The organism is Frigidibacter sp. (genome assembly GCF_030695035.1).
Lineage (GTDB): Bacteria > Pseudomonadota > Alphaproteobacteria > Rhodobacterales > Rhodobacteraceae > Frigidibacter.
In genome coordinates this window covers 110,952-135,972 of sequence record NZ_JAUYTT010000020.1, presented here as the reverse complement: position 1 = coordinate 135,972, position 25,021 = coordinate 110,952, and the positions used below count along the sequence as shown (strand labels likewise).

Here is a 25,021-nt window from a genome sequence, read left to right as displayed (position 1 = left end):
CACAGGCTCGTCGTAGGACCACAGCATGTGGTTGGTGATAGCCACCGCAGGCAAGGGTCGCTGCACGCTGCAGGCGCAATCATGCGGTCCAGATTTCTCTGGCCGTGCGCGGCCAGCTTGCAGGCCGGTCTCGTGCCAACCGTGACATTGCCACAAGGTAGATGCGCTCGACGGCGAGTCGACCGGCCCAGCTATGAAGCGCGCGAATAGCGCACGCCGTCAGGCACATGGGTGTCGAACATGCTGGCCACGATCCGCGTCAGGGGCCGCCCGTCCGGAAGGATGGCAAGACGGTCGCCCTCATGGCAGACCATCGCGCCGAAGCGCGCCGCGACCTGTTTCAGGATCGGGGAAAGCGCTGCGGCGCCAGCGCCGAATTCCTGCCTCAGATCGGCCAGGTCCAGCTGGAAATCACACATCAGGAACTCGATCGCCCGGGCGCGCAGGGCGTCTTCCCCGGCCATGGTATAGCCGCGCGACCCCGCGAACTCTCCGGCGGTAATCCGCTGGATATAGGCAGCCGTTGCGGGCGCATTCTGCACATAGCCGCCGGGGAAGCGCGAGATCGACGACGCGCCGAGGCCGATCAGCGTCTGGCAGCCATCGGTGGTGTAGCCTTGGAAATTGCGGCGCAGGCGGCCCGCGGCCTGCGCCTGTGCCAGCGCATCTTCGGGCCGGGCGAAATGGTCGATTCCGATGGCTTGCAGGCCGGCCTCGGCGAAGCGCTCAGCAGCGAAGGCCGCAAGGTGATAGCGCGCCAGATCCCCCGGAAGCGCGCTTTCGTCGATCAGCTTCTGGCGCTTGGAGACCCACGGCACATGGGCATAGCCGAACAGCGCCACCCGGTCGGGCGCAAAGGTCAGCACCTTCTCGACCGTGTCCGCGATGCGCGCCTCGGTCTGGTGCGGCAGGCCATAGACCAGATCGGTATTCAGCGAGGTGATCCCCGCCGCCCGCAGATCGGCAACACAGGCCTGCGTCACCTCGAAGGGCTGCTCCCGCCCGATCGCTGCCTGCACCTCGGGCGCGAAATCCTGAATGCCGATCGAGGCGCGGGTCAGGCCCTCGGCGGCCAGTGCGTCGATCTTGGCGCGGTCAACCATCGTGGGATCAATCTCGACCGAGAACTCGAACCCATCCGCCGGTTCGAAAACGCCGCGGATCGCACGCGCCAGCCGGTGGATCAGCGCCGGGGGCAGGATCGTCGGCGTGCCGCCGCCCCAGTGCAGCTGACCCATCTGCAGCCCCTTGGGCAGGATGCGCCGCAGCAGGGCCAGTTCCGCCTCGAGTGTTTCGATATATCCCTCGACCGGTGCCAGCGTCTGGGTACCTTGGGTATGGCAGGCGCAGAACCAGCACAGACGCTCGCAAAACGGGATGTGGATATAGACCGAAACCGGCGTGTGGGGGTCCAGTCCCGCGAGGGACTCCGCCTGAAAGGCGGCCCCGGTCCGGGGCGAGAACACGGCCGCTGTTGGGTACGAGGTATAGCGCGGCACGCGCGCATCGAAGAGGCCAAGGGCGCCGAGATGATCTATGTGTTTCATCTGCCCCTTGTCCCAGACATGGCGCGCGGCATCGTTGCGCTATGTCAAATGCCGCCCAAGCTTGCGCACGCGGCGGGAACCGCCCGGTGCGGTGCGGCAACAAAGGTCACGCTCCACTGTAGGACTGCGGCTATCTGCCTCAAGGGGCTAGATTGACAGGCCAATGCGGCTCGGCCCATTAGTTAGTGTGTAGTAACTAACCAACGGATCACCCCATGCGCAAATCTGCCGAGGACCGCAAAGCCGAGATCGTGGCGACCATGCTGAGTCTGGCCGACGAGCTTGGCCCGGACCGTTTGACGACACTGGCGGTGGCAAAGGCGGTCGGCGTCACCCAACCGGGGATCTTCCGGCATTTTCCCACCAAGCAGGATCTTTGGCTGGCCGTGGCGGCGCAGATTGCCCAGACGATGACCTCAGCTTGGGAGGTGGTTCTGGAAGCCGACGCCCCACCGAAAGATCGCGTCACCGACCTTATCACGGTGCAGCTGCGCCAGATCACGGCCCACCCGGCGATCCCGGCCATTTTGCATTCCCGCGAGTTGCACACCGAAAACGCAGCCCTGCGCGCACAGTTCATCGCGCTGATGACGCAGTTTCAAACTCTGCTGGTCGACGCCCTGACCGAAGGCCGCGCGCAGGGCGTGTTTCGCGCCGATCTTGTGCCAAAGGACGCCGCCATCTTGCTGATCTCGCTTGTTCAGGGCCTGGCGCTCCGCTGGTCGCTCGGCCAGCGCGCCTTTTCGCTCGAGACCGAGGGGGGCCGCCTGCTGGCATGCCAGATCGATCTGTTCCGACCGCAGGCCCCGGAGACAATGACATGACCTTTCCTGCAAAACGCACACTGTTCGGGCTCGCCGTCCTGAGTGCGGTCGCCGTCGGGGGCTGGTTCTTTCTGAACGAACGCCCCGTGTTCGTGCCGGTGGTCACGGCGGATCAGACCACGCAGGTGCGGGTTTACGGGTTGGGAACGGTCGAAGCGCGGATCGTGTCGAAGATCGGGTTCGAGGTCGGGGCCGCGCTGGCCGATCTGCTGGTGGACAGCAACGATGCGGTGACGAAAGGCCAGGTGCTGGCCCGCCTGCATCCCGCGCAACAGCAGGCCCGCGTCACGCGGGCCGAGGCTGGTGTGGCCGCCTCGGATGCGGCGACCCTCAAGGCCGAGGCCAATGTCACAAGGGCGCAGGCAGTGCTGGCGCAGCGCAATTCGGCCAATGCCCGGCAGCAGGAACTGGCGTCGCGCAGCGCCGTCGCCGCGACATCCGCCGAAGAGGCGCAGCGCGATGTCGATGTGGCGGCGGCGGAACTGACAGTTGCACAAAGCGATGTCGCAGTGACCCGCGCCCAGACGGCCGATGCCCGGGCCGCGTTGCTTTATGAACAGACCCTGCTTGCCCAACACACCCTGACCGCCCCCTTCGATGCCGTGATCGTTCAGCGCCATGCCGAGGCGGGCACGGTGGTGCGGGCGGGGGATGTGATCTTTACCCTGATGGACCCCGAGACTGTGTGGCTGCAGACCTATATCGACGAAGGCCGCGCCGGGGATCTGGCCCTGGGGCAACCCGCCGAGATCCGGCTGCGGTCGCTGCCGCATTCGGCCTTTGCCGGTGCCGTTGTCCGCATCGGCATCGAAAGCGACCGTGTGAATGAAGAGCGCCGCGTCTGGGTCAGTTGCACCGACTGCCCCGCACAGGTGTTTCTGGGCGAACAGGCCGAGGTGCGGATTACTACCGCTTCCCTCACGGGCAGCCTTCTGGTGCCGGAAATCGCCATTCAGGGCTTCGATGGCCATCAGGGCCGCGTCTGGACCCTGCAGGATGGGCATCTGGCGCAGATACAGCTGATCTTTGGCCACCGCACCGAGGATGCGCGGGCCGAAGTCGTCTCGGGCCTGCCCGACGGCGCACAAATCATCTCTGGCCCGGTCAAGGGCCTGACGGACGGGCGGCTGGCCCGCGTCGCGGAGGATGCGCCATGAACCTCGCCTTCCGCGATGTGCGCCACAACCTCTTTCGCTTTTTGCTGACATGTCTCGGGCTGGGGCTGCTGATGACGGTCGTACTGGCAATGATGGGCATCTACAACGGCCTCGTCGCCGATGCGCTGAACATCGTAAAGGCTCCTCAGGCGGACCTGTGGGTGGTCGAGGCCGGAACACAGGGGCCGTTTGCCGAGGCGTCGAACATCCCAGGCGACACCCGCGATGCGGTGGCACGACTGCACGGCGTTGCGCAGGCCGGCAGCATCACCTACCAGACCATCGAGGCGCCGTTCGAGGGCGGCGCGCTACGGCTCTATGTCATTGGCTATGAACGCGGGCGCCTCGGCGGGCCGCAGACCATCGCGCAGGGCCGCGGGCTGCAAGCGAGCCATTTCGAGCTGGTGGCCGATGCCAAGACCGGCCTGACGCCGGGCGACACCCTCATGCTTGGGCGCAACCGGTTTACGGTGGTGGGGCTTGTGCGCGACACGATGAACTCGGGTGGTGACCCGGCGGTTTTCCTGACGCTGGCCGATGCGCAGGTGCTGCAGACCCAGCTCGCGCCCCCCGCAGCCCGCGTGCAGGCCGCGCGCGGTGGCAGCGTGAATGATGGGGCCACGGTGGCGGCGGTGATCGCCCGGCTGGACCCTTCGGTGGATGCGCAAAGCGTGGCCCACACCGTGCGACAGTGGAAACATCTGTCGGCACTGACCCAGGCCGAGCAGGAGGACATCCTGATCAGATCGGTGGTGGACAAGGCGCGCAAGCAGATCGGCCTGTTCCTTGGCATCTTGCTGACCGTGTCCGCCGTCGTGATCGCGCTGATCATCTACACCATGACGATGGAAAAGCTGAAGCAGATCGCCACGCTGAAGCTGATCGGCGCGCCCGACCGGGTGATCATCGGGCTTATCGTGCAGCAATCCGTGGCACTTGGGGTGGTCGGGCTGACCCTCGGCCTCGCGCTGATCATGGCGGTCAAGGACTACTTCCCGCGCCGCGTGATGCTGGAGCCGGTCAATGCGCTGGCGCTGACCGGGATTATCCTGGTGGTCTGTGTACTGGCCTCGGGTCTTGGCGTGCGTGCCGCCCTGAAGGTGGACCCCGCCACCGCCTTGGGGGGCTGATATGCTTCATGACAGCCGCCGGGTGATCGTGGATATCAAGGGAGTCGCCAAGCACTATGGGGACGGTGAGGCGCGGGTGGACGCCCTACGCAACCTGGATCTGACAGTGCATGCGGGCGAGGTTGTGGCGCTGCTCGGCCCCTCAGGCTCGGGCAAGACCACGCTGCTGAACATCATCGGTTGCATCATCGACCCGTCCAAAGGCCAGGTCAGCCTTGATGGGGAGATGGTTTATGACAACCGCTGGCTGCGCGGCGACCTGCGCCGCCTGCGGCTCGACAAGGTTGGCTTCATCTTTCAGGCCCACAACCTGCTGCCGTTCCTGAATGCCACCGACAATGTGGCGCTGGTGCTGCAACTGGCCGGCAAGACCGCGGCCGAGGCGCAGGCCCGCGCGCAGGAGCTGCTGGAGTATCTGGAGGTCGGCCACCGCGCCCGCGCCATGCCAGCGCTGTTGTCAGGGGGCGAGGCGCAACGGGTGGCGATTGCCCGTGCGCTGGCCAACGGCCCGCGCATCATTCTGGCCGATGAACCCACCGCCGCGCTGGACAGCAAACGCGCCGGGATCGTGATGGACCTGCTGCGCAAACTGGCCGCGGAACAGGACGCCTGCATCATCGCCGTGACTCATGACGAAAAGATCCTCGACCGGTTCGACCGCCTGTTTCACCTGCGGGATGGGCGTTTGGAGGATGACGAGGGAGAGCGGACCTGACCGCGATCAGGCGCGGCCGCCCGGCCTTTCGTCAGGTGACTTCGGGGCGGGCGGCGGCGGCAAAGGCTGGTCCGGCGTGATCAGGATGCGGGATGCAGCCCCCTGCAGATCGTCATACTGATCGTGGCGCATCGACCAGAAGAATGCGCCAAGCCCCGTCAGTCCAAGCGCGATCGAGATGGGGATCAGGAACAGATAGCTCATTCCTCCGCCCCGCTTGCTGCGGGGCTCAGGGCCCGCCAGGCGTGCCAGGTGCCATGACCTAGCAGCGGAAAGATCACGATCAGGCCAAGCAGGCCAGTCGCAGCCGACAGGGCAAAACCAGCCACCACGATGGCGCCCCACGGCAGCACGGCGCGGAGGTTTTGCGTGGTAATGGCGAAGCTGGTGCCAAGGGCGGTCAGCGCATCGACCCGGCGTTCCAGCAGCATCGGGATGGAAAACAGGCTGATCGCCATGGCGAAGGCGGCGAACAGGCCGCCGACGGCAGACCCCACCAGGATCAGCGCCCAGCCGCGCGGGGTGGTCAACAACTGCCCAAGGATCTGGTCATACCCCGGAAACGGCAGCAGCCCATAAAACAGCGCATACAAAAGGTCCGCCGCCCGAAGCCAGAGCATGACCAGAAGGCACAGCAGCAACCCGGCAAAAACCAGCTGCCTGCCAGAACGCGGATGCGCCAGGATCATACTTGCAAGCGTGACAGGCTGCCCCGCCTGCAAACGGCGGCTCTTTTCGTAAAGGCCGATCGCCAGCAGCGGGCCCACCACCAGAAAGCCCGAAAGCGCCGGCAGGATCAGCGAGGGCAGCCCGGCCGCGACCAGCCCCCAGATGACCAGCACCGAAAGGGCAAAGACCACCAGCCCATAGGCAAGGCTTTGTGCGGGCTTGGTCCGAAAGTCAGACCATCCGGCGGCGAGCCAGTCGCGGGCCACCAAGGGTGGGAGGTCTCGCGCAAACCCGTTGTCGGGGCGGACCCGAGGGGCGATGGCGGGAAGTGGTTCCAGCATTGTGTCCCTTCCTCAGCAGGCGGGCTTGGCGGCGGGACGGGCGGCATCCACCGGCACGCAGCCGGGGGCCGTGTCGAACGCAAGCCGCACGAATTGCCAGTTTGCCGCTATCACCAGCGACAGCCCTGCGCAGGCCGCAAGGATTGCCAAGTGGCGCGGCGCGATGGTCATGGAGCCATCCCCGCCAAGCCTTCGACATAGAGGGCCAGCGCGCGGATCTCGGCTTCGGTCAGCCGCGACTGCCAGCTTGGCATCTGTCCCTGCCGCCCGGCCATCAGGGTCTGGTGGATGCTGACGGCATCCCCGCCATAGACCCAGTCGTCATCGGTCAGGTTCGGCGACCCCGTGCCTTCGATCCCGAGGCCATCCTCGCCATGGCAGGCGGCGCAGTTGGTCTGATAAAGCACCGCACCTTCGGATGTGTCCTCAAGGTTCACGCCCTCGCCGAGCGTCTGAACGTAGTCGGTCAGCACGGCGATCTCGGGGCGGGTCAGCAATCCGTCGCGGCCAAATGCAGGCATCTGCGCGAAATGCGTGTCGGGATGCGCTGCGTTGATGCCAACCCGCAAGGTGGTGGCGATCTCTTCTGCCGTGCCGCCCCACAGCCATATGCCGTCATTCAATCGCGGAAAGCCCGGCCCGCCGATACCATCCGCGCCGTGGCAGACCTGACAGTTCTGCCCGAACAGAGGCTCGGCCGTCGCCAAGGCGCGCCCCAGAAGGTCCGGATCGGCACGGATAGCGTCGAACTCCTCGGTGGCCAGCGCTTCGGTCCAGCCCGCGCGGGCGGCGTTCGCCGCGGCGAGGTCGGCGGCGACAGAGGTTTTCTGGTCGATGCCGAGAACGCCCTTGGTGAACGTATCCCAGAGTGGCCAGGCCGGCAGCAAGACCCACACGACCAGCGCATAGAGATGGGTCACTGCCATGAAGAAGAACACGGTGCGCGGCACCGGCGAGTTCAGCTCGGTGATGCCGTTCCAGTCATGCCCGGTGGTCAGATAGCCCGAGACGGGATCGCGCTTTTCTACGGACATGGCCGGTCCTCCTCTGTCAGGATGGACCGGGCGGCATGGTCTGCGGCCGCCCTGCGCGACGGGCGGCATGTGACGATGACCACGATCAGGAAGAAACCCATCAGATAGAACAGGCCAAAGGTCTTGGCGATGAAAACGAAGGTTTCATGGGTCATTGCAAAACCTCCGTGTCGGCGGGCTGTGCCGCATAGGGCGCCTGGGTCAACTGGCCGAGCACCTGAAGATAGGCGACCAGCGCATCCATTTCCGTTAGCCGGGGCATTCCGGAAAACCGGCGCAGGGTCGTGGCCTCGCCGTATCGCTCGACAACACCACCGGCGCCGGCCGAGTCCGGGTTGGCCTGTGCCGCCGCATCTTGCGAAGCGTTGGCGATCATGTCCTCTGTATACGGCACGCCCAACCGGCGCAGCGCCACCAGATGGTCACTGAGGTCATCGACTTCCAACGGCGCGGATGCCAGCCAAGGATAGGCCGGCATGATCGAGCTCGGCACCACAGCGCGCGGATTGATCAGATGCGCAACATGCCAATCGTCCGAGTATTTGCCCCCCAGACGCGCGATGTCTGGCCCGGTGCGTTTGGACCCCCACAGCATCGGGTGGTCATACTGGCTTTCGGCGGCCAGCGAATAGGGGCCGTAGCGTTCGACCTCGTCGCGCAGGGTGCGGATCATCTGGCTGTGGCAGGCATAGCATCCCTCGCGGATGTAGATGTTGCGGCCTGCAAGCTCCAACGGCGTGTAGACACGCATGTCTTCGGTCGTTTCGACGGTCTCATCTATGGTGAACAGGGGCGCTATTTCCACCAGCCCGCCCACGCTGGCGGCAAGGATGATTGCGATGACCAGCGCGATGGAGTTCTTCTCCAAATTGTAGTGCGCCTTGAACAGGGCCATGCGTCTACTCCGCTGCCTGAGGTGCAAGGGGCCGGTCGGCGGCGTGATTGCGCGCGCCCCGCACCGTCAGCCAGATATTCGCCGCGCCGACACAGATACCTGCAAGGAACAGCGAGCCGCCAACCACACGGGCGATGTAATAGGGGCGCATCGCCTCCATGCTCTCGATGAAGGAATAGTTCAGCGTGCCCGCATCGTTATAGGTCCGCCACATCAGCCCCTGGGTGATGCCTGCATTCCACAGCGCGAACACGTAGGTCAGCAGCCCGCCCAGCGCGAGCCAGAAGTGCCATTCCACCAGCCGGGACGAATGCATCGCGGGCCGTCCCCAGATCTGCGGAACCACGGAATAGAACGCGCCGAAGGTGACCATCGCAAGCCAGCCCAAGGCCCCCGAATGCACGTGTCCCACCGTCCAGTCGGTGTAATGCGACAGCGCATTGACCGGCCGGATGGCAAGGAAGGATCCCTCGAAGGTCGAGAGGCCATAGAACACCGCCGCCACGAACATGAAGCGCAGCGTCGCATCATCCCGAACCCGGTGCCATGCCCCGTTCAATGTCAGCAATGCGTTGCCCGCCGAGGCCCAGCTTGGCACCAGCAACATCACCGAGAAGGTCATCCCCAGCGTCTGCACCCAGTGCGGCAGCGCGGTATAGTGCAAGTGGTGCGACCCGACCCACAGGTAGAAGAAGGTGATCCCCCAGAAGCTGAGGATCGAGAGGCGGTAGGAAAAGATCGGCCTCTGGGCCCTGACCGGCAGGTAGTAATACAGCATCCCCAGAAAGCCCGAGGTCATGAAGAACGCCACCGCGTTATGCCCATACCACCATTGCACCATGGCATCTTGCACACCCGAGAAGGCGGGATAGCTCTTCGCGCCCGTCCAGCTGACCGGCAGCGCGGCTGCGTTCACGATATGCAGCATCGCCACCACGACGATGAAGGCGAGGTAATACCAATTGGCGACGTAGATATGCGGTTCGGCCCGGCGCCTCAGCGTGCGCAGATACAGCACCAGATAGGTCACCCAGACGATCACCAGCAAGATATCGGCATACCATTCCGGTTCGGCATATTCCTTGGACTGGGTGATGCCCATCAGATAGCCGCTGACTGCCCAGAGACAGAACAGGTTATAGCCGACCAGCACGAACCACGGAGACAGCTGGTCCGCCAGCCGCGCGCGGCAGGTGCGTTGCATAACATGGAACGAGGTCGCGATCAGCGCATTGCCGCCAAAGGCAAAGATCACGCCGGTGGTATGCACCGGGCGCAGGCGGCCGTAGCTGGACCACGCCTGCCCGAAGGTGGCGTCGGGCCAGACCATCAATGCGGCGACCCACAGCCCTATCGACATCGCGAACACGCCCCAGACCATCGCCAGCACGATGCCGACCTTGATCGGGTCGTCATAATATTGCTGCAACCGGGCGGGGCTCGGGGAAGGCTCTTCCAGCACGCTGCCCACCGCGAACACAAGCCCAACACCCAGCCCAAGCGCCATGAATCCGTGCACTGCCATCGGATCATGGTCGCCCAAAGCCGCCATCGTCAGGCCCAAGAGCAGCAGAATCACGGCCAGAGCCATCGCGACAGAGCGCTCGGTGCGGGTCAGTCGGGCAATCATTCCTGTTCCTTCGGCGGGTCAGCTAGAAGGTGAAGCTACATGAAGCCATTGAGGCTCATGCTGATGCAGGTCAGGATGCGGGCTTCATGCGCACTCATTCACAGAAATCTGGGCAACACCACATCGCCGGGATGGCCGTCGCTATTGGAATCGATGGGAACACGGCGCTGCAGCGTCTAAAGAGCCCGGCTAGATGCAACTGGCGGATCACAAGACCAGATCGCCGCGATGGAGTCGGACGTTGCCCTGCGACTGGATGCGCTGAGAATCGGCACATCGCAGAACCCGGACGAACCCGGTTCTGCAGCTGAAATATCCCGACATCGGCCGGCGGGGGCGAGCGATCTCTATCGCATGAATTGGGCCCCGACGGTCAGGTCCACCTCCCACGTTTCGGATTTACCGCGCCGTTTTTCGAACTGCACCCCGCCCTCGGGAAAGCCAAAGATCGGCGGGTTCTTTGCAACCCATTGGCCAACGCCCCCATGCCACCGCCGGTGCCCGGGCCGCCACGGCAGGCGACCCGGGCCATCGCTTAAAGGTCCGGCGAGACTTTCCAGTCGCGCAGCTTGTAGACGGTGCCGGGCCGTGGCCGCGGCTTGTCTTCCGCCTCGCGCATCCGGCGCTTGAAACCGTGGATCGGGGTGGCGCGGTCGTCGATCCGCACCTCTACCACCGAGGGCCCGTCATGGGCAAAGGCCCGGTCCAGCGCATCGGCGATGTCGCCCGGCTTGTCCACATAGATGCCCAGCAGGCCAAGCCCCTGCGCTGCAGCGGCGTAGCCGGGGACCGAGCTTTGCGTCTCCAGCTCGGCTGATTGCACGTTCTTGAAGTAGATCTCCTGCCACAGCTGGATCCAGCCCAGCTTGCCGTTGTTGATCACCACGTTGACGATGCGCTGGTTGTAATGCGCCTGCGTCGCCAGCTCGCCGATGGTGTAGGAGAAGGCACCGTCGCCGGCAACCGTCACCACCCGCGCGCCCTTGGCCATGACCGTCGCGGCGCCGATGGCGCCGGGCACTGCATAGCCAAGCCCCCCCTGCCCGCGCGCGAACAGGAACTGCCTCTTGGCGTGCTTGGCCGGGATATAGCCCGAAATCCAGCCGGCCGAGAACGAGGCGTCGGACACGACCACATCGTCATCCCCCAGCCGCTTCGCGATTTCCACCATGATCCGCGGCGGCAGGATCGGCACCTGGTTCGAGGTCATCTCCTCGGCCTTGGCCGCGTCGCAGCGCGCCTTTACCTCGGCGATGCGGGCGTCCCATTCGGGGTTGGCGCCTGTTCGGCTGTCCCCCATTGCGGCGTCCAGCGCCAGCACCGTGTCGCGCACATCGCCCAGCAGGGCCACCGTGGGCCGGAAGGTGCGGCCATGCTCCAGCGGGTCGAAGTCGATGGTGATCGTCGCTTGGTCGGGCTTCGGCAGGGTCCAGTTCATGCCGGTGTTCTGGCTGACCTTGGAGCCGCACCAGATGATCAGGTCCGCCTCCTGGATCAGCTCGATGGCCGCGGCCGATCCCAGCGGGTTCAGCACCCCCGCCACGTAGTCGCGCGTCTCGGGCACCGATCCCTTGCCCGACAGCGAGGTCACAACCAAGCCGCCAAGCCGGTCGGCAAAGGCGGTCGCCGCCTCGGTCGCCACGGATCCATGCACGCCGCCGCCGCAGACCAGCGCCGGGCGCTTGGCCTTGCGGATCAGCTCGGCCGCGGCCGCGATCTCGGCCGCAGGCGCGACAGAGCGCAGGTAGGGCATGGCGATGGCGCGGTCATCGACCTTGATCTTCAACAGCTCTTCGTCCCAGTCGGCATCGAAGATGTCATGCGGGATGATCAGCGCCACCGGGCCGGGCCGCGGCGCCGTGGCGATGCGGAAGGCGGTGCGGATCAGTTCGGGCAGCGCCGCGACCGAAGGCACAAGGAACGCCTCTTTCGAGCAGGTCTTGAAGAAGGACAGCTGATCGAAGCCCTGGCTCGCGATGCCTTTTTCCTTCAGCGGCAGCCAGTCCAGCGGCAGCTCTCCGATGATGCCGATCATCGGGATCGAGGCGTTCAGCGCCTCGAGAAACCCTGCCGGCAGCAGGTTGGCGCCGGGCCCGACCGTCACGTCGCAGATGCCGGGCTTGCCGGTCAGCCGCGCATAGGCATCGGCGGCATAGGCGGCGTTGCGTTCGTCGCGCATCAGGATATGTCGGATGCGGTCGGTGCGGCGCGAGATGCCGTCATGCAGCGCGGTCGTCTGTCCACCGGGCATCCCGAAGACATATTCGACCCCGTACTGGGCAAGCATCTCTGCAATGAGATCTCCGATATGGGCCATGGTTCGTCCTTTCATCTGGCAACAAGGGGCCTGTCCGCGCCGAAGGGGCTGCGGAGGCATGAGGGTGTGGGGTGTGGGTGGCCGGGGGTCTACATGGCGGACGCCGCCGTGGCCCGGGTAAGGGCAGCCATCCGGTGCATCAGCGGTTTCAGCGCCGCATGGGTCTGCAGATAGACATCAAGCTGCGCGCGGAACTGCGCGTGGCTGGCGGGGTCGGGGTGAATTTCGTCGCGGATGCGCACCATGGCATCGGCGGCGGCTTCGAGGGACGGGTGCAGCCCCGCCCCTACGACGGCGGCGATGGCCGCGCCAAAGGCCGTGGCCTCACCCACCTCGGGGATGCGCAGCACGGTGCCAGTCGCATCGGCATGCATCTGCGCCCAGAACCGAGAGCGCAGCACGCCGCCCGCCAGCGTCATGCTGGACACCGCCATGCCCTTGCCGGTCAGCCGGTCAAGGATGTTGGCGGTGCCCAAGGCCACCGCTTCCATCAGCGCCCGGGTAATCTCGGCGCGGCCATGCTTCAGCGTCAGGCCCCAGATGGCGCCCTGCAGGTCGTAATCGGTGAAGGGGTTGCGGTTGCCTTGCCAGAAATCCAGCACGACCAGACCGCGGGCGCCCGGCGGCACCGTCTGCGCCGCGGCCAGCAGGGCATCATAGCCGTCCTGTCCCTGATGCAGCAGGTCATGCCACCAGCGCAGCACCGCGCCCGAAGAGACCTGCCCGCCCTCCATCACGAAGACGCCCTTGGTCACGCAGTCGGGATGCGGCCCGAACAGGCCCTCGACCTCGATATCCTCGGCCACGACCGGCAGGACCAGATGCGAGGTGCCGGTGATCAGCGCCGTCTCGCCCGGGCGAAGGGTGTTCAGGCCGACCATCGCCACATAGGCATCGGTGCCGCCCGCCACCACCAGCGTTTCGAGGTCCAGCCCCATCGCCGCCGCGGCCTCTGGCTGCATCGGCGCGATGACCTCGCCCACGGCGGGCATCTTGGCAGGGAAGCGGGCGGTGATCCCCTCCAGCCCCATCGCCGCCAGAAAATCCTCGGGCCAGCCGGTGCGGGGGTCATAGAACCAGCGGTTGATGGTCTGGTTCTGGCCGAGGGTCAGCTTTCCCGACAGGCGCAGCGCCAGATAGTCGGCCATCTCGACGAACCAGCGGCTGCGCTCGAAGACCGCCGGCGCCGTATCCTTCAGCCACAGGATCTTGGGCAGCGCGGTTTCGGCGCTGACCCCGGCCCGGCTGCGGCGCAAGGCGGGATGGCCGGTCGCCTCTATCCGGCGCGCCTGCGGCGAGGCGCGGCAATCCATCCACAGGATCGCATCCCCCAGCGGCTCCAACCCGGCATCCAGCGCAACCATTGTCGAGGAGGTGCCGGTGGCGCAGATCGCCGCCACCCGCCCGGGCGCGATGCCGCCCTGCGCCAGCGCCGCGCGCACCGCGCCGCAGGCCGCCTCCCACCAGTCGGCGGGGCTTTGTGTGGCCCAGCCGGGATGGGGATGCGCGGTCGGATAGTCGCGCACCGCCATCGCCAGCACCTGGCCCGCCGCATCGGTGACCAGTGCCCGCGCGCCGCCCGTGCCGCAATCAAGCCCAATCGTCAGATTACGCATCTCAGCCCCCTTTCCGGCGTTCGCCGTGGTGGCGTGCCGCGAGTGTCGCCACCACCAGCCCCGACAGCAGCAGCGCCCCTTGAATGATCTGGCGCTGGTAATCGGGCAGCCCCAGCAGGGCCGCACCGCTGAACAGCACGCCGATGAACAGCGTCGCGGTCAGCGTGCCAAGGATGTTGGGCTTGCCGACATGCACCATCATCCCGCCCAACAAGACCACCGTCAGCCCGTTGATGAGATAAGGCCCGCCGATCATCGGCTGCCCCGAGGCAAGGTTCTCGGCCAGGATGACCCCGGCGAGGGAGGCACAGAGCCCCGAGAACACGAACAGCAACAGGGTCAGCCCCACCACCGGCACGCCGACGCTGCGGATCGCCGCCTCGTTCTGCGCCATCGCGTAGATGTAGCGTCCCATCGTCAGCCGCTCTTGCACGAACCACGCGGCCCCGGCCAGCGCCAACACCGGCAACACGATCAGCGGCACCGCGCCGCCGAACTGCGGCTCCAGCAGGCTGGCGAGCGGGCCCGGGGCTGCGATGCGGATCACGGTGCCCTTGCCAAGCGCCGCGGCCAGCGAGGCACAGAGCCCAGCGGTCGAGATCGTGACGATCAGCGCCGGCAGGCGCATCACCGCCACCAGCCAGCCGTTCAGCAGGCCGACGGCCAGCCCGGCACAGAGGCCCGCACCGATCGCCCCCCACCAGCCCCAGCCCTGCGACAGGCCCCAGGCGCACAGCATGTTCGACAGCGCCGCGACCTGCATGAAGCTGACATCGATTTTGCCCGCGGCAATCACCCAGGTCAGCCCCAAGACCATCATCACCATGATCGAAAAGCTCTTCAGCACAGCGACCACGTTGCCCGGGTCCAGAAGCTGCGGCTTCTGGCTGGCAATGGCCGCCGTCATCAGCACCAGCGCCGCGACAAGCCAGAGGTTGGTGGTCAGCCGTGCGAGGCGGCGGCCCTTGCTGTGCCTGCGGTCCATTGCGCCCTCCAAAATCATTGTCATGCCTTGCCCCCCGAGCGCGCGCGGCGCAGGGCACGGACCGCCACCAACCCGGCCAGATAACCGCGCGCGGTGTCGGAAAAGGCCAGAACACCGGCCAGCAGGATCAGGCTGATCACCCCGTCGCTGTAGTAGTAGGGCACGCCCATCAGGGAGAATCCGTCCAGAAGCATGGTGATCAACAAGATCCCCCCAAGCGTCGCCAGAACAGAGGTTCCCCCCAGGATCGCTGCGCCCAGGAACACGCCAGCATAGGCTGGCATCATCAGGTTCGCGCCCTTGTTGGTTTCGGCATTGCCCGATTCCGCCAGGATCAGCAGCACCGCCAGCACCGTGCAGATCGCGCACATCACATAGGCCAGCGCGATGTAGCGCCGCGTGGCGATGCCCGAGAAATGCGCCGCCACCTGATTTTCGCCCGTGGCATAGAAGGCCATGCCAGTGCGGGTGCGGTGCATCACGAACCAGGCCACCGCGTAGACGGCCAGCAAGATCCACAGTGACACGCCAAGGCCCAGAAGGCGTGCATCGTTCAGATCGGTAATGCCGACCTGGAAGAAGTTCTGAAAGATCGACCGCCCGCCGGTATAGAGGAACGCCAGCCCGGCGCAGATCGACCCGACGGCGATGGTCGTCACGATATCGGGCAGGCCAAAGCGGCTGATGGCCGTGCCCGAGATCAGGCCGATGACAGCGCCGATGGCGATGCCCGCCGCAACGGCCAGCCAAAGCGGCGCGCCCGCGGCAATCACCGCGCCCATCGACATCGCGGTGAAAGCGGCCACGCCCGAGATCGACAGATCGAACTTGCGCACGATCACCACAAAAGTCAGCCCCAGCGCCGCCAGCCCGTTGGCCGCCATGTGCCGCGCAATGCCGTTCAGGCTGGCCGCGCTCAGAAACCGCGGCTCGGCAAGGGCCAGTGCGCCGCCGACCAGCGCCACCAGCGCCAGAAAGCCAAGGCCGCGCGCCGACTGGCGGGCCATGTCCTGCAATCCGCTCATTGTGTCACCTCGCCCATGATCCCGGCCATCAGCAGCGCATCGCGGCTGAACGTGCCGACGGCAGGCTCGATCTGCCGCCCCTTGTGCAGCGCAAGCGTGCGGTCGGCCACGCCATGCACCTCGTCGCAATCGCTGGAAATCACGATCACCGCCGCCTCCCGCGACAGCTGCCGCATCAGCGCATAGATCTTGGCCCGTGCGCCGATATCTACGCCCACCGTGGGCTCCACGAAAATGTAGACATCGGCCTGGCTGTAAAGCCCCTTGGCCAGCACGATCTTCTGCTGGTTGCCGCCTGAAAAGCCGCTGGCCGGCGTGGTCAGGCTGGGCGGATGCAGGGCCACCTGCCCTGTCAGCTCGCGCGCATCGCCCTGCATCCGGCGCCGTTTCAGGCCCCAGCGCCCGGCGGCGGCGCGGCCCAGATTGGCCAGCGGCACGTTGAACAGCGCCGGGCGCGACAGCACCAGTCCCTCGGTCCGCCGGTCGCCGGGCACCAGAAATACCCCCGCATCCAGCGCCTGACGTGGCGATCTCAGCGAAACCGGCTGGCCGTGCAGCCGAAGGGTGCCGCGATCGGGCGGAGTGACACCGAAGACCGCCTTGGCGAACTCGTCGCAGCCCGACCCGACCAGCCCGAAGATCCCCAGGATCTCGCCCTTGCGCGCGGTCAGGCTGATGCCCCTAAAATCGCCCTCGAGGCAGAAGTCTTCCACCTCCAGCACCGCGGCGCCGGGCGGCGTTTCTGCGCGGGGTGGGAAGATGTCGCCGATCGCCTCGCCCAGCATCAGGTTGGCGAGCGAGACGTCGCCGGCCTTGGCCTCGGCCACGGTCATCCGCGCCACGCAGGTGCCGCCCCGGAACACGCTGAAGCTGTCGGCGATGGCAAATACCTCTTCCAACTGATGGGTGATGTAGATGATGGCGATGCCCTGCGCCTTGAGCAGCCCCATCAGCGCGAAAAGGTCCTCACGCTCTACTTCCGTCAGGGTGGAGGTCGGCTCATCAAGGATCAGCACCCGCGTATGCTCGCCGGCGATGGCCTGAAGGATCGCCACCGCCTCGCGCTCGACCGCCGACATGCGGCCAACCTCCTGCCAGAGGTCCAGCGCCACCGGAAAGCGCGCCAGCAGCGCCTCGGCCCGCCGTTCCAGCCCGCGTTGGTCGATGCGCGAGAACAGCCCGCGGCTGGCGCTTTCCCGGCCAAGGAAGATATTGTCCAGACCCGACATGTCGGGCACCAGTTCGGGGTGCTGTTGCACAGTGGCGATGCCGGCGCGGATCGCATCCTCGGGCGTGCGGAAGGTCACCTCGGCCCCGGCAACGGTGATCCGGCCGCCATCTTTCTGGATGATCCCCGACAGGATCTTGATGAAGGTCGATTTTCCCGCGCCGTTGATCCCCAAAAGCGCGTGGACCTCGCCCGGCTCGACATGGAAGTCCACGCCGCGCAGGGCCAGCACCGGGCCGAACCTCTTGGACACATCCGACGCCATCAGGACGGGCGCTGCCATGACTGTCACTTCCTGTTGCTGAAGAAGGGGTGAGGGGCGCGCGGACGCGCCCCCTAAGGGAAAGGCTGCGCCTAGACGGCGCGGGTCCAGCCGAGTTCGGCGCCGCGGCCAGGCACGTCATAGTCGTCGGGGATGCCGGCCTGAAGCATGTCCTTGACCACGGCATAGGTGGGGGTGATCAGCAGGCGCGGCGTCTTGCGCCCGGCCAGCGCCTCATGCGCGTAGAAGACGTTGGAATAGGCCATCTCGTAGAAGCTTTGCGCCATCGACAGCTTCAAGGGCGTGTCCGAGGCGATGTAGTTGAACGCCTGCGATCCGCCATCGATGCCGGTCAGGATCAGGTCATCGCGGCCTGCGGCCCGCGCGGCCAACGTGCCCTCGACCGCCGCGCCGTCCCAGGCGCACCAGACCGCGTCGATATCGGGGTTCGAGGTCAGGATATTGTCCACTGCCTGCCGGGGGGTGACATTGCCGGCCAGGGCAAAGGCCCATTCGGTGACGATTTCCACGTCCGGATAGCTGCGCAGCACCCATTCCATCCCCAATGTGCGCTGATCCCAGCTTTCGTTCTGCGGCAGCATCACGCGGGCGATCTTGCCGGTGCCGCCGATGGACTTGCAGATGAACTCGCACGAATGCACGCCCATCCCGAAGTTGTTCGACATCGAGGTGGTGGTAACGGTCGCGCCCGGAACCGCGCTGTCGGCACAGAAGACCGGGATGCCCGCCGCGATGGCGCGCTGCACGGCGGGGGCGATGGCCACAGCGTCGGCCGGAGTGATGAACAGCGCATCGGGCTTGGAGGCGACGAGCGAGTCGATCTGGTCGCTTTGCACCCGCGCGTCAAAGCCCGCATCGGTGGTGGTCAGGTTGCCGCCCAGTTCGGCGACCGCGGCGGTAAAGCCGTCCTGGAGGTGGCGACCCGAGTCATAGGTCGTCCAGCCCAGCGCCGCCGCAAAATTGCGCTCCGCCGCCTGCGCCCGCATCGCCTTGGGCCAAAGCGCCGCGCTGGCGGCAAGGGCCGCAGCGCCCGACATGAATGCACGCCGCCCGAAGGCCGAGCCGAAAATCTGGTCCGTCATGATAAACTCCTCCACTGTTGTGCCGGCGAAACGCCGATCGTTATGCGCCGCCCCTCCCCGGGCGGGTGCCCAAACGGGCGGTCGTCAACACAGGCTGGCGAACGCCTTCCAGCGTTTGAAGGCCTGGGTATAGCTATCTGCATGGGCGGCAACCGGCCCGATGGTGGCGCCGATCTGCGGCCGGGTCAGAACCTCGGCCACCGGCTGCCCCGTCGCCGCGATCATCCCCAGCCGGGCCGCGCCAAAGGCGGTGCCCAGCGCGCTGGTGCACGGCACGTCAAGCTCAACACCAAGGTTCGTGGCCAGCATCGACATCCACAGCGGCGAGCGTGATCCGCCGCCGAGGGCCAGAAGCCGCCGCAGCTCGGCGCCGCTCTCGCCAAAGGCCTCGGCGCATTCGCGGATGGCAAAGGCGACCCCCTGCATCACCGCCTGCGCCATCGCGGCATCGTCATGCTGATGCGCCAGTCCCATGAAACCGCCGCGCACGGTGCCATCGCTGCGCGGTGACCAGCAGCCATCAAGGAACGGCACGAAGATCAGGTCCGTCGCGGGGCGCGGGTCATCCCCCAGCAGTGCCACCAGCTCTGCCGGGCTGCGCTTGAGCCGCGCGCCAAGCCATGTCAGGCACGAGGTGGCCGACAGCACCACCGACATCTGGTGCCAGCGCCCCGGGACGGCATGGCACAGTGCCTCAATGGCATGGGCCCCGGCCGGACGCGGCCGGTCATTCGCCACGAACAGCACACCCGAGGTGCCCAGCGAGACTGTGCCCTCACCATCCGCAATCACGCCAGACCCGCAAGCGCCGCAGGCATTGTCGCCGCCGCCCGCCGCCAGCACCGGGCGCCGCCCCATGCCCCAGCGCTGCGCCAGTCCGGCGCGCAGGGTGCCGGTCGGCTCTGTGCCCTCATGCAGGCTTGGCATCTGGGCGCGGTCCATGCCCGAGGCATCGAGCATCGGCCCCGACCAATCGCGCGCGGCAAGGTCCACCCACATCGTGCCGCTGGAATCGGCCAGGTCGCTGGCCTTGTCCCCCGACAGCCGCAGGCGGACATAGTCCTTGGGCAACAGCACCGTGCGCACCGCGGCATAGGTCTCGGGCTCGTGCCGGCGCAGCCACATCAGCTTGCTGGCGGTCACGCCGGGGGTCGGGTTGCGCCCCACGCGGCCCAACAGGTCGGGCACTGCCGCGGCCAGCTCATCGCATTCGGCAGCGCTGCGTGTGTCGTTCCACAAGATCGCCGAACGCAGCGGCTTGTCGGCGCCGTCCAGCACCGTCGCGCCATACATCTGTCCCGACAGACCAATGCCCGATACCTCGGCCATCGCACCCGGATGGCTGGCGGCCAGCGCATCAAGGCTTTCGCAGACTGCATCCCACCACAGGTCCGGATCCTGCTCGGACCAGCCGGGCCGTGACCGCGTCACCTCCAGCGGGCGGGACGAGGCTTCGGCGACAAGGGTCTGACCCTCGTCGATGATCACGGATTTCACCCCGGATGTCCCAAGGTCGATGCCCAGAAACATGTTTTCCTCCTCCCTGATATGGCGTCGTCAGGCGCCGCTGCTCTGCCACCGTGGCAAGGGCCTCCACTCCCTTGCCGCGGCGCTGTTCAAGCCGTCATTCTTTGTCGCACATCCTTTCGCAGATGGTCTTCCAGCGCCGCAATCTGCGCAGGTGTCAGCTGCAGCCCCAGCTTACTACGCCGGAACAAGATGTCCTCGGCCGTGCGCGCCCATTCGGTGCGGCACATGTAATCGACCTCGCATTCGCTGAGCCCGGCGCCGAAGTCGCGGCCCAGATCGGCGCGGCCGCGGGCATCTCCCAGCATCTCGGCCGCGCGGGTGCCGTAGAAGCGCACCAGCCGGGTTGCCTCGGGGCCGGTCAAGAAGCTGTAAGCCGACATCAGCTTGCGCACTTCGGCGTCGAACCCCCGGGGCGCAAAGCCGCCCCCCGGCAGGGGCTGTCGCCCCGTCCAGCCGGCGGGCTCGCCCGTTGCCCGGCCCAAGGTAGCCTCAATCCGTTCCAGCGCGGATTCCGCCAGCCGGCGATAGGTCGTGATCTTGCCACCGAACACCGACAGCATCGGGGCGCCGCCCGCGTCATCCAGCTCCAGCACATAATCGCGCGTGGCCTTCTGCGCCTCGGAGCTGCCGTCGTCATACAGCGGGCGCACACCCGAGTAGCTCCACACCACATCCTTGGGCGTGATCGGGCGTTTGAAATACTGCCCGACCAATGCGCAAAGGTAAGCGATCTCCTCCTCCGAGGCCACGACCTTTGCCGGATCGCCCGGATAGTCGCGGTCGGTGGTGCCGATCAGGGTGAAACGGTCCTCATAGGGGATGGTGAAGACGATCCGCCCATCCTCGTTCTGGAAGATGAAGCAACGGTCATGGCCGTAGAGCCGCGGCACCACGATATGCGAGCCCTGCACCTGCCGAACCGAACCCTTGGGTGGGCGCTGCACCAGATCGCGCGCCACCGCGTTGGCCCAGGGCCCACCGGCATTGATCACCATGCGCGCATGGACGACCTCTTCCGCGCCGGTTTCCTGATCGCGGGCCACTATGCGCCAACCGCCGCCCGGCAGTGGCCGCGCCTCGGTGCAGCGGGTGCGCACGTGGATATCGGCCCCCCGCTCTGCCGCGTCCTGCGCGTTGAGGATGGTCAGGCGGTTATCCTCGACCCAGCAGTCGGAATATTCGAACCCCAGCCGCAGATCGGCGTTCAGCCCCTCGCCATAAGGCCCCTGCGCGAGGTTCACCCGCGACGTGCCGGGCAGCAGTTTGCGGCCGCCCAGATGGTCATAGATGAACAGCCCAAGGCGCAGCAGCCAGGCCGGGCGCATCCCCTTGCGATGTGGAAGGATGAAGCGCAGCGGACGCACGATCTGCGGGGCGATGCCCCACAGCACCTCGCGCTCGATCAGCGCCTCGCGGACCAGACGGAACTCATAGTGCTCCAGATAGCGCAGGCCGCCATGCAGAAGCTTGGTCGAGGATGACGAGGTCGCCCCGCCAAGGTCGCCCTGCTCGCACAGCCAGACCGAATAGCCCCGGCCCACCGCGTCGCGGGCGATGCCGCAGCCGTTGATGCCGCCACCGATGATCGCCAGATCGATCCTGCGGTCTGGTGCGGGGTCAGACATGGGCCACCTCCCGCGCCGCAAGGATACGGTCCGCCACCTCGACAAAACCGGCGCCGCCAACCGAGGGCGCCACAAAGGATGGCGGGGCGAAGCTGCCGGGCGCAAACTCGCGCACATTGGCCACGCCGCAGGACAGCGGAAAGAACTTGAACATCGGCCCGTCATTCGGGCTGTCGCCGACAAAGACCACGCGGTCGCGGGCCGCGTCGATATCCAGCCCCAGCACGTCCTTGGCGAAGATCCGCGTCATCGACAGCTTGTCGTAATTGCCGAACCAGCCGTTGACGTGGATCGACGACAGTTTCGCCACCGCCCCCGCTTCGGCAAAGAGGTCCAGGATGCGCTGCACCTGTTCGGCCGGCAAGGCGGGCACGTCCTCACAGAAGTCGATGGCCAGATCCGCCTCGCGGTAAAGCTGGTCGGACGCGATGCCTGCGCCCGGAACCTCGGCCAGGATCTGCTCGCGCAGCGCGTCCAGCTTGGCGCGGTTGGCGCGGCGTTCAGCGGTGGTGGCAAAGAAGCGCTGCCGCATCACCCGCGCCTCGCGGTCATAGCTGAAATAGAAGGCGCCGTTCTCGCCAACGATGCCCGCAACCGGCCACAGCCGGGCAATCATGTCGCACCAGCCCGCGGGGCGGCCGGTAATCGGCACGACCTGCAACCCCGCCTGCGCCAGCCGCTCCAGCGCCTCATAGGCGGCGGCGGGCAGTTGGCCGTCGGTGGTCAGCGTGTCGTCGATATCGGTCAGGACCGCTTCGCAGCGTGACAGCGCCGCCAGATCAAGCTCGTGCAAAGGGCGCATCACAGCGTCTCCTCGATGAAATCTTCCAAAATGCCCATGTCGGCGGCCAGATCCAGCAACGAGAAGCGGTCGCGCATCTCGCGGCAGTGGCGGAGGGCGTCGATATAAAGGGTGCGGTCCATCCCGATCTCTTCGGGCGTGGCGCCGCCACCCGCGGCGCGCAGATGGGCCGCCATCTCATCCGCCGGCAGCATCATCGCCCGCAGGGTCTGGCGCAGGTCGGGCCAGATCGCGGCCAGCCGGTCGTTGAAGGCCGCGGCCTCGTCCGCCGTCATCGCCTTGGCGCGGCTGGCAGCAAGGCAATCCCCCACCGCCGCCGCGGGATAGCGGGCACGGATCCCGGCTTCATCCGGTTGCCAGCCGGTGATGCGCGGCGCCTCTTCCATCGCAAGAATGCGCTCTTGCAGCCGCGCCATCGTGATCGAGGCGACGCCGACCTGCTGGCCATGTACAGTGCCCGGATGCCGGTCGCCCGCGAAACTGTCGATCCAGTGCGAAATCTGATGCTCGCCCATCGAGCCCGGATGGCTCATCCCCACCGCGGCGATGCCAAGCCCGCCGAGAGTCAGCAGCCGCTGAAGATAGCCGATGGCGTCATGGTCGCGCTGGCCAAGACCGGCGCTGCGGGCCAGAACCTCTGCCTCATCAGCATCTTGAAGCCGGTAGGGTGCGGTGGCATAGCGGCTGCCCAGCAGGATATGCGAGAAGTACCAGTCCACCTGCGCGGTGGGGCGGCACAGGCTGTCGCCGAGCCCGGCGCCGATCAGGTATTGCGGCGCCCCGGCTGACACGCCGATGTCGATGAACACGCCCTTGGCGGCATGGGCTTTCTGGGTGGTCTTCAGACCTGAGTCGAGTGTGATCGAGGCTGTGGAGGAGGTGTAGCCATTCATCGACGGCGCCGTGCCGTAGACGCTGTAGTTGCGCCCGTCCTTGTAGGTGGCGAACTTGCACAGGTCGTTGATGGTGCCCGACCCGACCGCGACAAGCGCCGCCACATCGCGGGTCGCTTCCTGAAGCGCGCGCACCTGGCCTTCATCGGCATGGGGATGGTCCAGCACCACCAGCCGGGCACTGGCGCCCAGACGGCGGGCAATCTCGGCCCCCATCACATCGGCTGTCGCTGCATCACAGACCACGCCATAGCTGCTTGCAGGCATCACCTGCGCCAAAGCCTCGGGGGCATGGGCGGCAAGATCGTCGCCGATGTCGATATGCTTGAACGGAACCGTGACCAAGGACCCGGTATCGGGGTCGCGCCAGATGCCTTCGGTGACGTCACGGATGAGGGCATTCCACCCCCCGGACACGCTGTCGCGCGCCGAATGCATCAAGGTCATCTGAGCCTCCCAACTCATCTCGTCTCCCTGATATGAAAGTTGCCAGACTACCATGGCATATGTCAATGACGTTTTTCACTTACCATGGGCATATGCCAAAGCGCTTGAATTTTCGCGGATTTGGCAGGAAGGTGTCGCGGCCACGACCAAGGATTGCCGCATGGCCCGCAAGGATAGCGCTGACGCCGCCGACCCCAGACTGCGCCGACCGATTCCCGCCGCCTTCGGCATGGACGAGGTGTTCTGGGCCGCCTGGCTTTATTATGAGCAGGGCCAGAAGCAGGATCAGATCGCCGAGCAGCTTGGGATCTCGCGGGCCTCGGTGTTCAACCTGCTGCAAAAGGCGCGGGACGAGGGGGTGGTTAACATCTCTATCGACCCCAGCCGGATCGCGCGGGCGGACCTGTCACAGCGCCTGTGCGAGGCCTTCGGCATCGCCGAGTGCTTCATCCTGACCGGCCACAAGGATGCCGGGCCACTGCACCGGCAGATCGGGCATCTGGGCGCGCGGGTGCTGGAGAGCCGCTTGCAGGGGAATGACACCATCGGCGTCGCCTGGGGGCGCACGGTGCTGGCGCTGTCGCAATACCTCAACACCGTGAACCAGCCCAACGTGACCATCGCGCAGATCACCGGAAGCTCGGCGGCGACCTTCGACTTTTCGCCGGTGCTGTGCACCTCGAACATCGCGGGGAGGCTTTCGGCGCGCTGTGTCAACCTCCACGCCCCGGGCGTGGTCTCATCCGCGCGCGTCAAGGATATCCTGATGGAGGAGCCGGCGATCCGCGAGCATTTCGCGCTGCTCAAGCAATGCCGCAAGACGGTCTTCGGCGTCACGCAGCTGACCGGCGAGACGCTGCTGGTCACCGGCGGGTTCATGTCGCAGGCTGAGCTGGAGGCCTACTGCGATCTGGGCGCGGTCGGCTTTGCCTCGGGCTATTTCTTCGCCGAGGATGGCCGGATCATCAACAGCGAGTTCGATAACCGCCACATCACCATGCCGCTGGACGATCTGCGCGCCGTGCCCGAACGCATCTGCGTGGGTGGCGGGCCAGGAAAGGCAGTGGCAATCCGCGCGATGCTGCGGGCGGGGATCGCCTCGGTGCTGGTGACAGACGAGGCCACGGCGCGCAGCGTGGTCAGCGGCGCCTGAGCTTTGGCGCTTGCCGTTTCGCGGCGTTGGGCCCGACAGGCATGAAGATTTCGCCACTGCCCTTGTAGGCCAGAAGCTGGAGACGGCGAAGTC

At 66.3% G+C, this 25,021-nt stretch carries 23 protein-coding genes; 5 read left to right on the top strand and 18 right to left on the bottom strand.

Annotation, left to right across the window (positions count from 1 at the left end; all coding sequences use genetic code 11):
* Positions 1–191: 191 nt before the first annotated feature.
* A complete protein-coding gene (gene hemN, locus Q8S30_RS18175; RefSeq protein ID WP_305667435.1) occupies positions 192–1,547 on the bottom strand; it encodes an oxygen-independent coproporphyrinogen III oxidase in 1,356 nt (451 codons plus the stop codon).
* Between the two features lie 215 nt (positions 1,548–1,762).
* On the opposite strand from hemN, the gene Q8S30_RS18170 reads away from it, so the two are divergent.
* The 4 genes from Q8S30_RS18170 to Q8S30_RS18155 are packed head-to-tail and all read left to right on the top strand — an operon-like array spanning position 1,763 to position 5,373.
* Complete coding sequence (locus tag Q8S30_RS18170; RefSeq protein WP_305667434.1) at positions 1,763–2,371, top strand: TetR/AcrR family transcriptional regulator; 609 nt, start codon at positions 1,763–1,765, stop codon at positions 2,369–2,371.
* A complete protein-coding gene (locus tag Q8S30_RS18165) occupies positions 2,368–3,528 on the top strand; it encodes an efflux RND transporter periplasmic adaptor subunit (protein WP_305667433.1) in 1,161 nt (386 codons plus the stop codon). The genes Q8S30_RS18170 and Q8S30_RS18165 overlap by 4 nt, the downstream gene beginning before the upstream one ends.
* Complete coding sequence (locus Q8S30_RS18160; RefSeq protein WP_305667432.1) at positions 3,525–4,658, top strand: ABC transporter permease; 1,134 nt, start codon at positions 3,525–3,527, stop codon at positions 4,656–4,658. Before Q8S30_RS18165 ends, Q8S30_RS18160 begins: the two co-directional genes overlap by 4 nt.
* 1 nt (position 4,659) lies before the next feature.
* Entirely contained in the window at positions 4,660–5,373 is a 714-nt protein-coding gene (locus Q8S30_RS18155) for an ABC transporter ATP-binding protein (RefSeq protein ID WP_305667431.1), read from the top strand.
* Between the two features lie 6 nt (positions 5,374–5,379).
* On the opposite strand, the gene ccoS is transcribed toward Q8S30_RS18155, so the two are convergent.
* The 17 genes from ccoS to Q8S30_RS18070 form a co-directional block, all read right to left on the bottom strand.
* Positions 5,380–5,577, bottom strand: a complete 198-nt coding sequence (ccoS, locus tag Q8S30_RS18150; protein WP_305667430.1) for a cbb3-type cytochrome oxidase assembly protein CcoS — start codon at positions 5,575–5,577, stop codon at positions 5,380–5,382.
* Positions 5,574–6,383 (bottom strand): DUF2189 domain-containing protein, encoded by an 810-nt coding sequence (locus Q8S30_RS18145; protein ID WP_305667429.1) that lies wholly within the window; start codon positions 6,381–6,383, stop codon positions 5,574–5,576. The genes ccoS and Q8S30_RS18145 overlap by 4 nt, the downstream gene beginning before the upstream one ends.
* A gap of 12 nt (positions 6,384–6,395) precedes the next feature.
* Complete coding sequence (locus Q8S30_RS18140; RefSeq protein ID WP_305667428.1) at positions 6,396–6,554, bottom strand: hypothetical protein; 159 nt, start codon at positions 6,552–6,554, stop codon at positions 6,396–6,398.
* Entirely contained in the window at positions 6,551–7,417 is an 867-nt protein-coding gene (ccoP, locus tag Q8S30_RS18135) for a cytochrome-c oxidase, cbb3-type subunit III (protein ID WP_305667427.1), read from the bottom strand. Before ccoP ends, Q8S30_RS18140 begins: the two co-directional genes overlap by 4 nt.
* Entirely contained in the window at positions 7,408–7,572 is a 165-nt protein-coding gene (locus tag Q8S30_RS18130; protein WP_305667426.1) for a cbb3-type cytochrome c oxidase subunit 3, read from the bottom strand. The genes ccoP and Q8S30_RS18130 overlap by 10 nt, the downstream gene beginning before the upstream one ends.
* A complete protein-coding gene (gene ccoO, locus Q8S30_RS18125) occupies positions 7,569–8,312 on the bottom strand; it encodes a cytochrome-c oxidase, cbb3-type subunit II (protein WP_305667425.1) in 744 nt (247 codons plus the stop codon). Before ccoO ends, Q8S30_RS18130 begins: the two co-directional genes overlap by 4 nt.
* A 4-nt stretch (positions 8,313–8,316) precedes the next feature.
* Positions 8,317–9,942 (bottom strand): cytochrome-c oxidase, cbb3-type subunit I, encoded by a 1,626-nt coding sequence (gene ccoN, locus Q8S30_RS18120; RefSeq protein WP_305667424.1) that lies wholly within the window; start codon positions 9,940–9,942, stop codon positions 8,317–8,319.
* A 535-nt stretch (positions 9,943–10,477) separates the two neighbouring features.
* Positions 10,478–12,259: a thiamine pyrophosphate-binding protein gene (locus Q8S30_RS18115; RefSeq protein ID WP_305667423.1), complete on the bottom strand. Its 1,782-nt coding sequence runs from the start codon at positions 12,257–12,259 to the stop codon at positions 10,478–10,480.
* An 89-nt stretch (positions 12,260–12,348) separates the two neighbouring features.
* Positions 12,349–13,875 carry a ribulokinase gene (locus Q8S30_RS18110; RefSeq protein ID WP_305667422.1) on the bottom strand — a complete coding sequence of 509 codons (1,527 nt, stop codon included), beginning with the start codon at positions 13,873–13,875 and terminating at the stop codon, positions 12,349–12,351.
* A gap of 1 nt (position 13,876) precedes the next feature.
* Entirely contained in the window at positions 13,877–14,884 is a 1,008-nt protein-coding gene (locus Q8S30_RS18105) for an ABC transporter permease (RefSeq protein WP_305667421.1), read from the bottom strand.
* Positions 14,881–15,885: an ABC transporter permease gene (locus Q8S30_RS18100; protein WP_305667420.1), complete on the bottom strand. Its 1,005-nt coding sequence runs from the start codon at positions 15,883–15,885 to the stop codon at positions 14,881–14,883. Before Q8S30_RS18100 ends, Q8S30_RS18105 begins: the two co-directional genes overlap by 4 nt.
* Positions 15,882–17,396 carry a sugar ABC transporter ATP-binding protein gene (locus Q8S30_RS18095; protein ID WP_305667419.1) on the bottom strand — a complete coding sequence of 505 codons (1,515 nt, stop codon included), beginning with the start codon at positions 17,394–17,396 and terminating at the stop codon, positions 15,882–15,884. The genes Q8S30_RS18100 and Q8S30_RS18095 overlap by 4 nt, the downstream gene beginning before the upstream one ends.
* Positions 17,397–17,467: 71 nt before the next feature.
* The gene (locus Q8S30_RS18090) at positions 17,468–18,478 is read right to left on the bottom strand and encodes a sugar ABC transporter substrate-binding protein (protein WP_305667418.1); all 1,011 of its coding nucleotides are present in this window, start codon (positions 18,476–18,478) and stop codon (positions 17,468–17,470) included.
* Between the two features lie 84 nt (positions 18,479–18,562).
* Positions 18,563–20,008 carry a xylulokinase gene (xylB, locus tag Q8S30_RS18085; protein ID WP_305667417.1) on the bottom strand — a complete coding sequence of 482 codons (1,446 nt, stop codon included), beginning with the start codon at positions 20,006–20,008 and terminating at the stop codon, positions 18,563–18,565.
* Positions 20,009–20,094: 86 nt separating this feature from the next.
* On the bottom strand, positions 20,095–21,633 hold the full coding sequence (gene glpD, locus Q8S30_RS18080) for a glycerol-3-phosphate dehydrogenase (RefSeq protein ID WP_305667416.1): 1,539 nt from the start codon (positions 21,631–21,633) through the stop codon (positions 20,095–20,097).
* Positions 21,626–22,435: an HAD family hydrolase gene (locus Q8S30_RS18075; protein ID WP_305667415.1), complete on the bottom strand. Its 810-nt coding sequence runs from the start codon at positions 22,433–22,435 to the stop codon at positions 21,626–21,628. The genes glpD and Q8S30_RS18075 overlap by 8 nt, the downstream gene beginning before the upstream one ends.
* Positions 22,435–23,775: a sn-glycerol-1-phosphate dehydrogenase gene (locus Q8S30_RS18070; protein ID WP_305667414.1), complete on the bottom strand. Its 1,341-nt coding sequence runs from the start codon at positions 23,773–23,775 to the stop codon at positions 22,435–22,437. The genes Q8S30_RS18075 and Q8S30_RS18070 overlap by 1 nt, the downstream gene beginning before the upstream one ends.
* Positions 23,776–23,935: 160 nt before the next feature.
* Between Q8S30_RS18070 and Q8S30_RS18065 the strand changes: the two genes are divergently transcribed.
* Positions 23,936–24,928 (top strand): sugar-binding transcriptional regulator, encoded by a 993-nt coding sequence (locus Q8S30_RS18065; protein ID WP_305667413.1) that lies wholly within the window; start codon positions 23,936–23,938, stop codon positions 24,926–24,928.
* The last annotated feature ends 93 nt before the right edge of the window (positions 24,929–25,021 follow it).

Coding starts and splice junctions, on each gene's coding strand:
- Q8S30_RS18115 (WP_305667423.1), bottom strand. CDS start 12,259: ATGGCCCATATCGGAGATCTCATTGCAGAGATGCTTGCCCAGTACGGG.
- ccoO (WP_305667425.1), bottom strand. CDS start 8,312: ATGGCCCTGTTCAAGGCGCACTACAATTTGGAGAAGAACTCCATCGCG.
- Q8S30_RS18105 (WP_305667421.1), bottom strand. CDS start 14,884: ATGACAATGATTTTGGAGGGCGCAATGGACCGCAGGCACAGCAAGGGC.
- Q8S30_RS18155 (WP_305667431.1), top strand. CDS start 4,660: ATGCTTCATGACAGCCGCCGGGTGATCGTGGATATCAAGGGAGTCGCC.
- hemN (WP_305667435.1), bottom strand. CDS start 1,547: ATGAAACACATAGATCATCTCGGCGCCCTTGGCCTCTTCGATGCGCGC.
- ccoP (WP_305667427.1), bottom strand. CDS start 7,417: ATGTCCGTAGAAAAGCGCGATCCCGTCTCGGGCTATCTGACCACCGGG.
- ccoN (WP_305667424.1), bottom strand. CDS start 9,942: ATGATTGCCCGACTGACCCGCACCGAGCGCTCTGTCGCGATGGCTCTG.
- Q8S30_RS18130 (WP_305667426.1), bottom strand. CDS start 7,572: ATGACCCATGAAACCTTCGTTTTCATCGCCAAGACCTTTGGCCTGTTC.
- Q8S30_RS18095 (WP_305667419.1), bottom strand. CDS start 17,396: ATGGCAGCGCCCGTCCTGATGGCGTCGGATGTGTCCAAGAGGTTCGGC.
- glpD (WP_305667416.1), bottom strand. CDS start 21,633: ATGTCTGACCCCGCACCAGACCGCAGGATCGATCTGGCGATCATCGGT.
- xylB (WP_305667417.1), bottom strand. CDS start 20,008: ATGTTTCTGGGCATCGACCTTGGGACATCCGGGGTGAAATCCGTGATC.
- Q8S30_RS18110 (WP_305667422.1), bottom strand. CDS start 13,875: ATGCGTAATCTGACGATTGGGCTTGATTGCGGCACGGGCGGCGCGCGG.
- Q8S30_RS18170 (WP_305667434.1), top strand. CDS start 1,763: ATGCGCAAATCTGCCGAGGACCGCAAAGCCGAGATCGTGGCGACCATG.
- Q8S30_RS18070 (WP_305667414.1), bottom strand. CDS start 23,775: ATGACCTTGATGCATTCGGCGCGCGACAGCGTGTCCGGGGGGTGGAAT.
- Q8S30_RS18075 (WP_305667415.1), bottom strand. CDS start 22,435: ATGCGCCCTTTGCACGAGCTTGATCTGGCGGCGCTGTCACGCTGCGAA.
- ccoS (WP_305667430.1), bottom strand. CDS start 5,577: ATGAGCTATCTGTTCCTGATCCCCATCTCGATCGCGCTTGGACTGACG.
- Q8S30_RS18065 (WP_305667413.1), top strand. CDS start 23,936: ATGGCCCGCAAGGATAGCGCTGACGCCGCCGACCCCAGACTGCGCCGA.
- Q8S30_RS18145 (WP_305667429.1), bottom strand. CDS start 6,383: ATGCTGGAACCACTTCCCGCCATCGCCCCTCGGGTCCGCCCCGACAAC.
- Q8S30_RS18100 (WP_305667420.1), bottom strand. CDS start 15,885: ATGAGCGGATTGCAGGACATGGCCCGCCAGTCGGCGCGCGGCCTTGGC.
- Q8S30_RS18165 (WP_305667433.1), top strand. CDS start 2,368: ATGACCTTTCCTGCAAAACGCACACTGTTCGGGCTCGCCGTCCTGAGT.
- Q8S30_RS18140 (WP_305667428.1), bottom strand. CDS start 6,554: ATGACCATCGCGCCGCGCCACTTGGCAATCCTTGCGGCCTGCGCAGGG.
- Q8S30_RS18160 (WP_305667432.1), top strand. CDS start 3,525: ATGAACCTCGCCTTCCGCGATGTGCGCCACAACCTCTTTCGCTTTTTG.
- Q8S30_RS18090 (WP_305667418.1), bottom strand. CDS start 18,478: ATGACGGACCAGATTTTCGGCTCGGCCTTCGGGCGGCGTGCATTCATG.